Origin of the sequence: Stenotrophomonas sp. 17(2023), from assembly GCF_030345315.1 — a bacterium.
GTDB classification, from domain to species: Bacteria; Pseudomonadota; Gammaproteobacteria; order Xanthomonadales; family Xanthomonadaceae; genus Stenotrophomonas; species Stenotrophomonas acidaminiphila.
On sequence record NZ_CP128405.1, the window covers coordinates 3,624,158 to 3,636,798 of the forward strand.

Annotated in this window: 8 protein-coding genes; 2 read left to right on the forward strand and 6 right to left on the reverse strand. The window is 72.5% G+C overall.

The features are described 5' to 3' along the window. Positions 1 to 15: 15 nt before the first annotated feature. The 3 genes from QQA12_RS16300 to QQA12_RS16310 all read right to left on the reverse strand — a co-directional run bounded on the left by QQA12_RS16300 (position 16) and on the right by QQA12_RS16310 (position 1,950). A complete protein-coding gene (locus QQA12_RS16300) occupies positions 16 to 411 on the reverse strand; it encodes a DUF3224 domain-containing protein (protein ID WP_226049876.1) in 396 nt (131 codons plus the stop codon). 99 nt (positions 412 to 510) lie between these two features. Continuing rightward, positions 511 to 1,065, reverse strand: a complete 555-nt coding sequence (locus QQA12_RS16305; RefSeq protein ID WP_198421467.1) for a hypothetical protein — start codon at positions 1,063 to 1,065, stop codon at positions 511 to 513. A 180-nt stretch (positions 1,066 to 1,245) separates the two neighbouring features. Further along, entirely contained in the window at positions 1,246 to 1,950 is a 705-nt protein-coding gene (locus QQA12_RS16310; protein WP_054668491.1) for a pirin family protein, read from the reverse strand. A gap of 131 nt (positions 1,951 to 2,081) precedes the next feature. Here QQA12_RS16310 and QQA12_RS16315 point away from each other — a divergent pair, with 131 nt between their 5' ends. After that, positions 2,082 to 3,011, forward strand: coding sequence for a LysR family transcriptional regulator (locus tag QQA12_RS16315; protein WP_226049877.1), 930 nt, complete (start codon positions 2,082 to 2,084; stop codon positions 3,009 to 3,011). Between the two features lie 33 nt (positions 3,012 to 3,044). Then, on the forward strand, positions 3,045 to 3,695 hold the full coding sequence (locus tag QQA12_RS16320) for a hypothetical protein (protein WP_226049878.1): 651 nt from the start codon (positions 3,045 to 3,047) through the stop codon (positions 3,693 to 3,695). A 20-nt stretch (positions 3,696 to 3,715) separates the two neighbouring features. Here QQA12_RS16320 and recD read toward each other — a convergent pair whose 3' ends face one another. The 3 genes from recD to recC are packed head-to-tail and all read right to left on the reverse strand — an operon-like array spanning position 3,716 to position 12,608. Further along, complete coding sequence (recD, locus tag QQA12_RS16325; RefSeq protein WP_226049879.1) at positions 3,716 to 5,632, reverse strand: exodeoxyribonuclease V subunit alpha; 1,917 nt, start codon at positions 5,630 to 5,632, stop codon at positions 3,716 to 3,718. Then, positions 5,629 to 9,255 carry an exodeoxyribonuclease V subunit beta gene (locus QQA12_RS16330; protein ID WP_226049880.1) on the reverse strand — a complete coding sequence of 1,209 codons (3,627 nt, stop codon included), beginning with the start codon at positions 9,253 to 9,255 and terminating at the stop codon, positions 5,629 to 5,631. The genes recD and QQA12_RS16330 overlap by 4 nt, the downstream gene beginning before the upstream one ends. Next, positions 9,252 to 12,608, reverse strand: a complete 3,357-nt coding sequence (gene recC, locus QQA12_RS16335) for an exodeoxyribonuclease V subunit gamma (protein ID WP_226049881.1) — start codon at positions 12,606 to 12,608, stop codon at positions 9,252 to 9,254. The genes QQA12_RS16330 and recC overlap by 4 nt, the downstream gene beginning before the upstream one ends. Positions 12,609 to 12,641 lie beyond the last annotated feature (33 nt).

Below are 12,641 nucleotides of genomic sequence, written 5' to 3' on the forward strand. Positions count from 1 at the left end.
GGTTCTGCGGCGGGCTCAGGTATCGCGGAAGCCGTAATCGAAGGTGTAGTGGTGCCTGCCGTCGACGATGTCGATGGCGATGCGGCCGTGCAGGCCGGCCAGCTCGCCGGTGCCGCTGTCGGGCACCACGGTGAGGTCGAGCCGGGGCGCGCCGCGGTCCATGACACCGTTGTGCTGGGCCTGGAAGCTGCCACGGCGGCCGTCGAGAGTGCCTTCGATGCGTTCCAGGGCGACGTAGGCGCCGGAGTCGGATACCGGCGACATCATCGCCAGCATGTGCACCACGCTGCTGGCGTCCAACGGGCCATGGAAGCGCTTGTCGAAACGCACATGGCCGACGACCGCGCCGCCGCCGATGTCCAGCGATTCCTGCGGGACGCGCGTGATGTCGAACTCGCCCTTGGCCTGCATGACGGGATTCCCGGGTTGGCAAGGAAAGCAGTTTAGGCAGGGACCGCGCATGCCGCCATTGCCGGTGCCGGCGCTACCCGCAAAGCCCACGGTGGACCATCAGCGGAACCAGATCTTCAGCGTCACGTACATTCCATAACCCAGCGCCAGCACCAGCCACACCAGAAACAGAACGTTGGCCCAGTACGCGCCCGCATGCGCGACCAGCGTATACACCTGCCCGGCGCAGCCCTTGCCGAGGCAAGGTATCTGGCCCCGCGCCAGCGCGCGCATGACGGCGAACAGCGCATAGCCCGCCACGCCGGCGGTCATCAGGAAGCCCACCGGCCCCACCAGCCCCTGGGTCGGCGCGCCGTTCTCGTCGAAGGGCGCTTTCTGGAGCTGCTTCTGCCCGAACCGGTACCAGGCAAATCCGAGCAGGAGCAGGGACGAGTAGTAGAGGAAGTCACGCATGTCGTCGCGGTACCGTGGCCGGCCAATCCGCAGTATGGCGGCAAGCGCAACCGCTGCCTGTGGCGCCATGCACGGATCGGCGGACAAGGTGCCTGCTTCCTGCGGTTGCACGGCCCGGCGCTGTCCGCGCATGCGCAGGCCGGTCGCCTCCGACCCGTCGTCGCGAAGCGATGCGCTGACCCGGCCGCGTTCGTACGTCATGCCGGGGAGAACCCGCGCGGCGCCTGGAATGTCGCGGCGAATCCGCTGCGGCAGTGGCGCCCGGGTTTTACCGGAAGGCACGGGTGTTTGCGTCGCTCCTGCGTCCGGCTTGCCTTCGCGGACGACGGCAAGGGCGCGGTCGCCCGCGCCCTTGCGTCGATCATCAAGCGGTCCCGCCGCTCAGGCGGCGGTATCCACCAGCACCAGTTCGGCATCTTCCAGCGCGCGGACGGTGATGCTGCCCTCGCCGGCAATGGCGGCGCCGTCGCGGGCTTCGAGCGGCACGCCGTTCACTTCCACCTTGCCGGTGTTGGGCACCAGGTAGCCGTGGCGGGTGGCGTCGCGGAAGTGATACTCGGTGCTCTCGCCGGCCTTCAGCGACGCGCCCAGTACGCGGGCATCGGCGCGGATCGGCAGGGCCTCCTCGTCACCCTGCATGCCACTGGCCAGGGCGATGAAGCGACCGGAGCGCCCGCCCTTGGGGAAGGGCTTGGTGCCCCACGCCGGCGCACCGCCGCGCGCATCCGGGATGATCCAGATCTGGAAGATGCGGGTCACCCCCGGCTCCAGGTTGTACTCGGCATGGCGGATGCCGGTGCCGGCGCTCATCACCTGCACGTCGCCGGCCTCGGTACGGCCCTTGTTGCCCTGGTCGTCCTGGTGGCTGATGGCGCCCTCGCGCACATAGGTGACGATCTCCATGTCGGCATGCGGATGCGGCGGGAAGCCGGTGCCGGGCTGGATGGTGTCGTCGTTCCACACCCGCAGGGCGCCCCAGTGGACGCGCGCCGGGTCGTGGTAGCCGGCAAAGGAAAAGTGGTGCCTGGCATCCAGCCAACCGTGGTTGGCTCCGCCAAGGGTGGCAAACGGGCGACGCTCGATCATGGTCCTGTCCTGCGGTGTGGTTGCGATGGGGGCCAGTCTAGGCACGCGCCTTTACATTCGGAATGGAAGGAATGAAAAGACATTCTTTCCATTTGTGACATGATCCAATCTCCTCCCCCGTGGTCTCCGCCATGAGCCAACTGCCCGACCTGGAAGCCTGGGCCATCTTCGCCAGGGTCGCCGAGGCCGGCTCCTTCGCCCGTGCGGCCGAAGCGCTGGGGCTGTCACAGGCCACCGTGTCCAAGGCCATCACCCGGCTCGAAGCGCGCATCGGCACCACCCTGTTCCACCGCACCTCGCGGCGCATGTCGCTGACCGATGCAGGTGCCGCGGCGCTGGAGCGCGCCGCGCGCATCCTCGACGAGGGCGAGGCGGTGGAGGCCGAGGTCGCCGACCGTTCGACCACGCTGCGCGGACTGGTGCGGGTGGCCGCGCCGATGTCGTTCGGCGTGGCGCAGCTGGCGCCGCTGCTGCCCGCATTCATGCGCGCGCATCCGGACGTGGAACTGGACATCCAGCTCAGCGACGCGCAGGTGGACCTGGTAGCCGAGCGCTTCGACCTGGCGCTGCGCATTTCCACCCTGGCCGACTCCAGCCTGCGCGCGCGCCGCCTGTGCCAGGTGCGGATCCTGCTGGTCGGCGCGCCGGGCTACTTCGCCGAACACGGCAGGCCGCGGCATCCGCGCGACCTGGCCGGCCACCGTGGCTTCCAGTACAGCTACACGCGCGGCGGCAACACCTGGCGCTTCCGCCATCCCCGCCACGGCGAGTACGCGCAGACCGTGCCGCGCCAGTTGCAGGCCAACAACGCCGAAGTGTTCGCCGCCGCACTGCGCGGCGGGCTCGGGCTCGCCCTGCAACCGGAGTTCATGGTCTGGGACGACCTGCGCGCCGGCCGCCTGGAAACGGCGATGGACGACTGGCAGGTGGAGCCGATCGCGCTGCACATCGTCACCCCGCCCGGCCTGCGCCGCCCGGCGCGCGTGCAGCGGCTGATCGACTACCTCGCCGCCGGGCTGGAACGTGCGCCGTGGGCGACGGGCGCGGGTGCAGGCCGTTAACCTCGCGGCTGGACGAGGACCACGGAGAAGGCGATGCACCTGGCGATGGGCATGCTGCTGGCGGGCCTGCTGCTGGTGGTGGCCGGAGCCGCGGGCGCGACCGCGCAGGTGCCGGACCGGATCTTCATCGAAGGCCGCGACTACGCGCTCGATACCAATCCGCTGGAAGGCCAGCTGCGTGATCGCCCCGGTTTCCCGCCGGAGAATGTCTCGCGCAGCACCGCCAACTGGCGCGGTTACGTGGCGCACTGGGCGATAGACGGTGACCGGCTGCTGCTGCGCAGGGTCGAGGTACGCCTGTACGACCGCCAGACTGAACAGGAAAGTGCCATCGACCTGCTGCCGGAGCTTTTCCCCTCGGGCGCGCCGGTGGCCGCCACCTGGTACAGCGGTGCGCTGATCGTCCCCGACGGGCGCCTGGTCGATTACGTGCACATGGGCTATGGCTCCACCCATGCGCATTACCGCGTCTACCGCATCGCCAGGGGCCGGGTGCTCGAGGCGCTGTCGATGGGTGCGGAGCAGTTCCGCGTCTGGCGCGAGCGGAAGTTCCAGGCGTTCAGACAGACCGCGCAGTACCGCGAAGCCGTGGCCGCCGCCCGCAAGCAGAGCGGCAGCATGAGTGCGGAGGAGATCGACGGTTTCCTGCGCGGCTTTTATGCCGAGGAGTACCTGGGGCGGTAGGAGCTGACTTCAGTGAACGCCTATCGCGAGCGGCCCAGGCGCTGCGCCAGGCCCGACCAGCGGCTGGCGTGGCGCGACAGCGCCGCTTCGATCACCGCCGCGTCGCCGGCCACGTGCACGGCGTGGCGCGCGCGGGTGATGCCGGTGTAGAGCAGTTCGCGGCTGAGCACGCGGTTGTCGCGGCGCGGCAGTTGCAGCCACACCTCGTCGAACTCCGAGCCCTGCGCCTTGTGCACGGTCATGGCGAAGGCGCTTTCGTGCGCGGGCAGCGCCGCCGGGTGGAACGGGCGCGGATCGTCCGGATCGTCGCCGGGGAACCAGGCGGTGGTGCCATGGGTACTGCCCTCGCTGCGCAGGCAGATGCCGACATCGCCGTTGAACAGGCGGTGGCGATAGCTGTTCTCGGTGACCAGCAGCAGGCGCCCGTGGAAGTGCACGGCGGCACCCCGCGCGGCGCCGCCGGCGAGCAGCTCCTCGATGCGCGCATTGAGCCCGCGTGCGCCCTGCGGGCCTTCGCGCACGGCGGTGAGCAGCCGCAGGCGCCCGGCCAGGGCCAGGGCCAGGGCCGGCGTCTGCACGCTCGCCAGCGCCTCCCAGTAGCGCTGCAGCGGTTCGCGCCAAGCCTGCAGCGGATCGTCCTCGTTCTCGTGGAAATGCACGCCAGGCAGCTGCGCATCACGCAGCAGCGACAGCGCGCGCGCGGCGTCACCCTCGCGCATCGCCGCGGCCAGTGGCGCCAGCCGCAGCGCCTCGCTCTGCCGGTAGCCACGCTGCAGCTGCACGCGGGTGCCGGCAAAACCGCCGGCCGGGGCCGCGATCGCCGCCGCCGGCAGGCTGCCCAGCAGGCCCTGCAACGCCTGTGCGTCGTCGGGCGCGATGCGTGTGCCGTCGCCGGCGGCGCGCAGGATCGCGCCGAGCACGTCGCCGGCTTCCACCGAAGGCAGCTGGTCGGGATCGCCCAGCAGCACCAGCCGGGTACCGCTGGCCACCGCCTCGACCAGCTTGGTCATCAGCGGCAGGTCGATCATCGATGCCTCGTCGACCACGAGGGTGTCGTATGGCAGCGGGTTGTCGGCATGGTGGCGGAAGCGCGGCGAATCCGGGACCACCCCCAGCAGGCGATGCAGGGTGGTGCCGGTGGTCGGCAGCTGCGCGCACAGCGCCGGGTCAACGCCCTGCTGCGGCAGCTTCTGCACGGCATTGCGCAGGCTCTCGGCCATGCGCTCGGCGGCGCGCCCGGTGGGCGCGGCCAGGGCCACGCGCGGCGGCGCGCGGCCGTCGGCACGGGCCTGCGCGGCCAACAGCACCAGCAGCCGCGCAATGGTGGTGGTCTTGCCGGTGCCGGGCCCGCCGGTGACCAGCAGCAGGGCGTGGCGCAGCGCCAGCGCGGCAGCGCGCGCCTGCTGGTCGCCAGCGGCGGGCGCATCGGCGGGGACTGACCGGGCGAACAGATCGCCCTGTACCGACGCCACGCCCGCCGCGGCATCCACGGTGCCCGGAAACAGCTGCGCGAACAGTGGCGCCAATGCCGCCGGATCGGCCCGCTCCAGCGGTGCCTGGCCGATGCGCTGCAGGCCCAGCGCCAGCCGCCGTTCGTACTCACGGTAACGGCGCAGGTACAGCAGCCCGTGTTCCCAGGCCAGCGGCGCCTGCGCGGCCTCGGCCGCATCGTCATGCGGCTGCGCCACCCAGGGCGAGGCCTGCAGCTGGGCGATCCACGCCTGCGCGTCGGGCCAGGGCAACGGCTCTTCGAGCAGCCGCGCCGGTCGCGCCGGGTCGAACCCGGCATGGCCGTGGGCGACGGCCAGCGAAGCCAGCGCGGCGGCGGCCAGCACCGCGTCGGGGGTGTCCGGATCGAGCCGGCGCAGGCTCTGCGCCAGCGCGTGGTCCAGCGCGCGCAGCACGCCGGCCTTGCTGAGTGCGGCCAACAGGCTCATGCGCGGTCTCCCAGGCGCGCCAGCATGGCCGCGTGGGCGTCGTCGCCGCCGGCGAACAGCGCGTCCAGCGCGTGCACCAGGTCCGCCGCGAAGACATGCGCGTATACGCCCGGCGACGGCACGCGGGTCGCGTCCAGGCCACGGCAGAACAGGTAGCGGATGCCACCGAAATCACGCGCGTAGTCGTAGCCTTCGCCAAGCCGGAAGCGCAGCCAGCGGTGCAGCGCCACGGTGTAGATCAGCGCCTGCAGGTCGTACTCGCTGTGGCGCATGGCCGCCTCCAGTTGCGCCGCGGCGTAGCCGGGCAGGCGGTTGGACTTGTAGTCGAGCACGTACCAGCGCCCATCGCGCAGGTAGGTCAGGTCGATCTTGCCGGTCATCAGTCCTTCCAGGCGGCCACGCGCGCCGAAGCCGTGGCGGCCGCGCACCACGCCATGCGCGTGCAGCACGCGCAGCAGTGCCGGCACCGCGGTGGGCTGCATGGCGAAGTGGAATTCGATTTCGGCGCGGCGCTCGCCGGTCCCCAGCGCATGCAGCGCGCCGCCCTCGGGCAGGGCCACGGTCAGGGTCTGGCCGACCAGCGCGGTGAGCAGGGCCACGCCGTCGTCGATGTCGGCCTCGGCATAGCCTTCGGCGCGCAGTGCCGCGGCGATCACTGCGGCCTGCCCCGCGGGCGCCGCGTCGCCGGGCCGCCAGCCGCTCCAGGCGCCGAATTCGGTGGTCTCCAGCGCCGCGTGCAGCACGTTGCCGAAGCGGCTGCCGGCGAAGCGCGGATCGAACGCATCCTGCGCCACCGCCGGATCCTGCACGGTCTCGTCGGCGGCCTGCGGCGGCTCGTCGGCGGCACCGCCGCTGTCCTCGGTGGCCGCGGCCGCGGTGTCGTGGCCGGCCTCGGCGTGGGCGAGCTGGGTGAAGCTGTAGACCCACCAGTCCTGCGACAGCGCGCGGCGCACGCTACGCACCGGCGGCAACGCCGGCTCGCGCGCGGGCGGCAGGCGCGGCGGCAGCGCGGTAGCGCCACCTTCGACGATGCGGATGTCGGCATGCACGGCCAGGCGTTCCAGGTCGCCGAGCATCGGCCCCAGCTGCGAGCCGGGCAGCCCCGCCAGCGCGCCGCCGGCGATCCACAGCGCGTGCTCGGCGCGGGTCAGGCCGACGTACAGCAGGCGCGCGGCTTCGGCCGCGTCCTCGGCGGCAGCCTGCTGGCCGACGGCCTTCCAGTCGGCCGCCTCCTTGTCGATCTTCCAGTGCAGTACGCGCCGCTCACCGTCGTGCACGATGCGGTGGGCATCGGTGGCCGGCGCGCCGCCGTCGATGCCGACGAACGGCAGGTAGACCAGCGGGTACTCCAGGCCCTTGCTCTTGTGCAGGGTGATGACCTGGACCCGGTGCGCGTCCGATTCCAGGCGCAGCAGCTGGGTCTCGTCGCCGTCGTCGGCATGGGCGATGCGCGCCTGCAGCCAATCCAGCAGGCCATGCAGGCCGATGCTGCGGGTGCCGGCCTCCTGCAGCAGTTCGCCCAGCTGCAGGTAGTTGGTCAGGCGGCGCTCGCCGTCGACCAGCGCCAGCAGGCGTTCGGCCTGTTCCGCGCACAGGTCGGACAGCATCGCCAGCACGCCGCCACGCTGCCAGCGCTCGCGCCATTGCAGCAGGCGTTCCTGGTGCGTGCGCTGGCGCTCGCCATCGTGTTCCATCGCGGCGATGCCGGCGGCGCTTTCGCCCAGCAGCACGGTCGCCAGCGCCGCGCGCAGGCGGCCTTCGTCGGCCGGCTGCAGCAGCGCCAGCAGCAGCAGGCGCAGTTCGTGCGCCTCGGCGGTGGAGAACAGGCTGTGGCGGCCGGCCGCGACCGCCGGGATCGCCGCCGCCGCCAGCGCCTGCTGGATGCGCGTGGCCTCGCGGTGCGAGCGCACCAGCACGGCGATGTCACCCGGGCGCAGCGGGCGACCGTCGACCCGCGCCCTGTCCTGGCGTGCGGCGGACAGCACGCGGTGGATGTCGGCCACGCAGGCCAGGGTGGCGGCGTGGCGCGAGTCGTCGGCCTTGAGCGGCTTGCCGTCGGCATCGGCGTCGATCAGGTGCAGGGTCAACGCCGGGGCCGGGGCGCCATCGAGCAGGTAGTCGGCATCGCCCCGCTTGCTGCCGGCCTGCACCGGTTCGAAACGGATCCGCGGATCGACGAAGGCGCGGTCGCCGGCGTTGGCGTACAGCGCGTCGATCGCACGCAGCAGGCCGGGGCGCGAGCGGAAGTTGTGCGCCAGCCGCGGTGCCTCCGCGGCGCATTCGCGGGCCTGCAGGTAGGTATGCACGTCGCCGCCGCGGAAGCCGTAGATGGCCTGCTTGGGATCGCCGATCAGGAACAGCGCGGCGGCGGCGGGCGGTTCGGCGAACACGCGGCGGAAGATGTCCCACTGCCGCGGGTCGGTGTCCTGGAACTCGTCGACCAGGGCGAAGCGGTACTGCGCACGCAGGCGTTCGGCCAGCGCCGCGCCGGCTTCGCCGTCCAGCGCCGCATGCACGCCGTCGATCAGGTCGTCATAGGTCTGCACGCGGTACTGCTGCTTGTGCCGTGCCAGGCGCTGGCGGGCTTCATCGCGCAGCGCATGCAGCAGGGCGATGGACTGCTGCATGCGCCACTCGCCGAAGCGTGCCTGCGCCTGCGCGTAGTCGGCGATCAGCGGCTGCAGCGGCGACACCGGGGTGCTGCCGGCCTTGGCCTTGACGGTCCTGGCGGTGAGCGCGTCGAGGGTCAGCCGCTGCAGCCGGTCATCCAGCGCGGCATCCGGATCCGGATGCCGGGCCCACTGCAGCAGTTGCCGGAACAGCGGTTCGATCCACTCGGCCTTGTAGCTGCTCCTGTTGAGCACGCCGCCTTCCAGCGCGGCGCGCAGCTGGTGCAGGTACGCCTCGCCATGCGTGGCCAGCCCGGCGGCAAGGCGCCCGGCGGCGGCATCGCGCAGCGGACGGGGATCGTCCAGCGGCGCCGGCGGCAGCGCCGGCAGCAGCGGCAGGTCGGCGACCAGCACCGGCAGGTCGGCCGCCAGCGCGTCCGGGCTTTTCCACAGGCCGGTCAGGGCCGCCAGTACATCGGCGCGGGCGGCATGCTGGCGCCACAGGTCGGCGGCGAGCCCGGCGTGGAGCTGGCGGGTGTTGGTCAGCAGTTCCGGCGCGGCGAAGCTGTGGCCGCTTTCCAGCGCGTGCTCGGCCAGCACCCGGGTGCAGAAGCCGTGGATGGTGAAGATCGCCGCCAGGTCGGTTTCCTCGGCGGCGATGCGCAGGCGCCGGGCCAGCTGCGCGGCGGTTTCCGTGCCCTGCTGCAGATGGCGCTGCAGGATGGCGCTGGTCAGCGCGGCTTCGTTGCCGTCGCCCGGCCCCGGCACGGCGTCGGCCAGCCGCGCGGCCAGGTCCAGGCGCTCGCGGATGCGCCGGCGCAGTTCCTGGGTGGCCGCGTCGGTGAAGGTCACCGCCAGGATCTGGCCCATGCGCAGGTTCTGCTCCACCACCAGGCGGGTGAACAGAGTGGCCAGGGTAAAGGTCTTGCCGGTACCGGCGCTGGCCTCGATCAGGCGCAGGCCATCCAGCGGCAGGTCCAGGTACGGGTCGGTCGCAAGCGGCGCGGCGCTCATGCGCGGTCCTCGCTGCCGGCCGGCACCCGAGCCTCGCGCAGTGCGGTGAACACCAGCAGGCTGTTGTGGATAAATCTGTTGGTAGTGGCTGGATCGGCGAACGGATCGGCGCAGCGCAGCGCCAGCTGCAGGGCTTCGCCATCGCGCTCGCCCCAGCTGCGCTCGCTGCCATGCCACTTCTCGCGCGCGGTCTTTTCGCGTGCGTCCGGATCGGCGTTGTAGATCGCCCAGCCGGTGTACGGGGCAAACGGCAGTGGCGCCTGCAGCCCCTGCCAGCGCAACTGCAGCAAGGCTTTGAGGGCCGACCTGGCCTGTTCAGCGGGTGGCGGCGGCAGGACGTGCGGACCGAAACCGCCATCGCCGGCATCAATGAACTGCAGCAGGGGCAGCGGCACGCCGGCGGCATTGGCCAGCAGCCAGTCCAGGCCGCTGCGCAGCACCCAGGCCACGCCCGGCGCACCGGCCTGCAGGCGTGGCAGTCCCTGTGGATGAATCTGTGCGACACGACCGTGAACGATGCTGTCGTCGATCGCCACTTCCAGCCGCTGCGACTGCAGCGGCGTGCCGTCGTACCACTGCGCGAAGCTGTCCGCGCACGGGCGGATGCGGCCCAGCAGCTGTTCGAACTGTTGCCGGCCGAGCGCTCCGGACGGCAGCAGCGCGCGCGCGCGCAGGCGTTCGTACAGCCCCTGCTCGCGGCCCTCCAGCAGCGCGGCGAGCACCTGCTGCTGCAGCGTGCCGTGCTCGCGCCCGCGTTCGGGCAGCACCAGCGGTTCGACATCGTCGCTGGCCTCGATCTCGCCCCCCAGGCGCAGGCCCAGGCGCTGTTCGAGGAACTGCCCGGCCGGATCTGCCAGGAAACGGCGCAGCGCATCCAGCGACACGCCGGGCTCGCGCAGGGCAGCGGGCAGCGGCGCATCCAGCACGCCGGCCGACCACGGCGCCAGCTGCCCGCGCTGGCCACCGACCGCGCCGGCGGCCGGGTGCCACTGGCGGCGATAGCTGAAACGCCGCGGCTCGCCATCGCCACCGAACGCGGCCGGGGCGAAGGGTTGCAGCGGATGGCGCACGACCATGGCCTGGCGCGCGGCCGCCGGATCGGCGTGGCAGGCGGCCACCGCATCGATCAGCTCGCTGACCAGCACCGAGGGCTCGCGCACGCTGCCGTCGCGCGCGTCGGCACCGAGGTAGCTCAGGTAGAACACGTCCTGCGCCGAGGCCAGCAGCTGCAGGAAAAGGAAACGGTCGTCCTCGCGCAGCGAGCGGTCGCCATGACGGCGACGCGCGGTGCCGAGTTCGGCGGTGAGCCGGCTCAGGCCGGCGGCCGGGTCGCGGCGCGGGAAATCGCCGTCGTTCAGGCCCAGCACGCAGATCGCGCGGAACGGCAGCAGCCGCATCGGCACCATGCGGCCGAAGCTGACGCCGCCGGTGAGCAGCGGCGCGCGGGTGTCGGCCTCGGACAGCACCGCGGAAAAATGCGCGCGCACCACTTCGGCCGGCACCGGGGCCTCGAAGCCGGCGCGGGCGGCTTCGCCGGCGAACTCGTCCACCAGCTTGCGCAGGCGTTCGAGCGCGCGCTGGGTGGACGGCTCGGCCGGGGCGTCCGGCAGCAGTGCGGCCAGCAGCCCGAGCAGGCGCTCGCGCCACTGCGCCGGAGGCAGCGCCTCGGCCAGCGTCTTCTGGTGGCGGGCGAGCACCCGCAGCAGGCGGATCAGCGCATCGAGCGCGGCCAGTGCGCTGCCCTCCAGCTCCGGCCACGGCGCGACCCCGGCCAGGTCGTCATCGCTGCCGCTGGCGTGGCCCAGCAACAGCCGGTCCAGCGCGAACTGCCAGGTGCAGGCGTCGTCGGCCGGCGCCTGGTGCTGGCCGCGATGCGCCGCATCCAGCCCCCAGCGCGCGCCGGCGGCCTGCAGCCAGCCGTGCAGGCGCTCGAACGCGGCCGCATCCAGTCCGGCGGCGGCGGCCAGCGGCGGGCTGGCGAGCAGGTCGAGGATCTCGTTGAGGCCGAAGCGCGAGACCGGCAGCCCCAGCAGCTGCACGAACACCTCGGCCAGCGGCTCGCCCTGCAGCGGACTGGCATCGGCCAGCGCCCACGGGATATGGCCCTCGCCGCCACCGCGGCCGCCGAACACCGATTCCAGGTACGGCACGTAGGGGTCGATGTCCGGCGCCAGCACCGCGATCTCGCGCGGCTGCAGCGGCGGGTCGAAGCGCGGATCTTCCAGCAGCGCGCGCAGCTGGTCGTGCAGTACCTGCATTTCGCGCAGGCGGGTATGGCAGGCGTGGACCTGCACGCTGGGGTCGTCCACCCGCAATGCCGGGCGCAGTGGCGCCGGCGGCCGCGCGCGGCGGTGGAACAGGTCGGCCTGCAGGCGATGCAGCAGGCTGTCGCTCAGCCCGCCCTGGTCCAGCGTCGGCCCCTCGCGGCGCTCCGGATCGGCATAGGCGGCGATTTCGCCGGATGGGTGCACCACCTCGTAACTGCCCAGCACCGCCATGAAGTCGCGCCCGGCCGCGCCCCAGGCCTGCAGCAGCGGGTTCTCGCCGGCGGCGCTGCCGAACGGGTCGTCGATGCCGCCGCGCAGCCGCTCGGCCAGGGTCTGCAGGTCGCCCCAGTAGGCACGCGTGGGCGTGGGCAGATAGAAATGCAACGTACCGACCCGCGCCTGGGTGGCGATCACCCGCAGTACGTCGGGCGAGACGTTGAGCGTGGCGAATGCGAACAGCCGCGACGGCAGGCCGCGCGGCAGCGGCTGGCCGGCGCCCTCGAACCGCGCCAGGTAGTCGTTGATGCGGCGCGCGCGGTGCTGCTGGCCAGCGGCGATGTGGCGCCACAGGATGGCCTGCGGGTCGGCGGCGTCGGCGCCGGCCTCCCAGCGCAGCAGCCAGTCGCGGCGCCAGGCCTGGTACTTCTCGAACACCCCGCCCAGTTCGGCAGCCAGCGACCAGGCCCGCAACGGGTCGTCGCCGCCGGGCGCATTGCCGGCCAGGTAGGCGCGCAGCGCGGCCATTGCCGGCTGCCGCATCAGCGCCGCGTCGGTCAGCGCCGCGTACAGCCGCCAGTGCAGCCCGGCCGCGCCCAGGTCGTCCTGCTCGCCGGGCACGTTTTCCTTCAGCGCGCGGGCGACGAACTCGCCGGGCGTGAGGAACTCGAGGTTGGCGGCGATGCCGTACTCGGCGGCCAGCGTGGACTGCAGCCAGCGGCGCATCGCCACCTGCGGGATCAGCACCGTGTCGGCCGCCAGCAGCGGCCGGCCGGGATCGGGCTCGCGCAGCGCATGGGCGAGCAGCGAGGCAAGCACGTCCAGGGCGTTGGAGTGGTAGAGGCGGAAGTCCGCGGAGGCGTCAGGCATGGCCGCGCCATTGTGCCGGAGCGGCGTCGCGTT

Coding starts and splice junctions, on each gene's coding strand:
- QQA12_RS16315 (WP_226049877.1), top strand. CDS start 2,082: ATGAGCCAACTGCCCGACCTGGAAGCCTGGGCCATCTTCGCCAGGGTC.
- QQA12_RS16330 (WP_226049880.1), bottom strand. CDS start 9,255: ATGAGCGCCGCGCCGCTTGCGACCGACCCGTACCTGGACCTGCCGCTG.
- QQA12_RS16300 (WP_226049876.1), bottom strand. CDS start 411: ATGCAGGCCAAGGGCGAGTTCGACATCACGCGCGTCCCGCAGGAATCG.
- QQA12_RS16320 (WP_226049878.1), top strand. CDS start 3,045: ATGCACCTGGCGATGGGCATGCTGCTGGCGGGCCTGCTGCTGGTGGTG.
- QQA12_RS16310 (WP_054668491.1), bottom strand. CDS start 1,950: ATGATCGAGCGTCGCCCGTTTGCCACCCTTGGCGGAGCCAACCACGGT.
- recC (WP_226049881.1), bottom strand. CDS start 12,608: ATGCCTGACGCCTCCGCGGACTTCCGCCTCTACCACTCCAACGCCCTG.
- recD (WP_226049879.1), bottom strand. CDS start 5,632: ATGAGCCTGTTGGCCGCACTCAGCAAGGCCGGCGTGCTGCGCGCGCTG.
- QQA12_RS16305 (WP_198421467.1), bottom strand. CDS start 1,065: ATGACGTACGAACGCGGCCGGGTCAGCGCATCGCTTCGCGACGACGGG.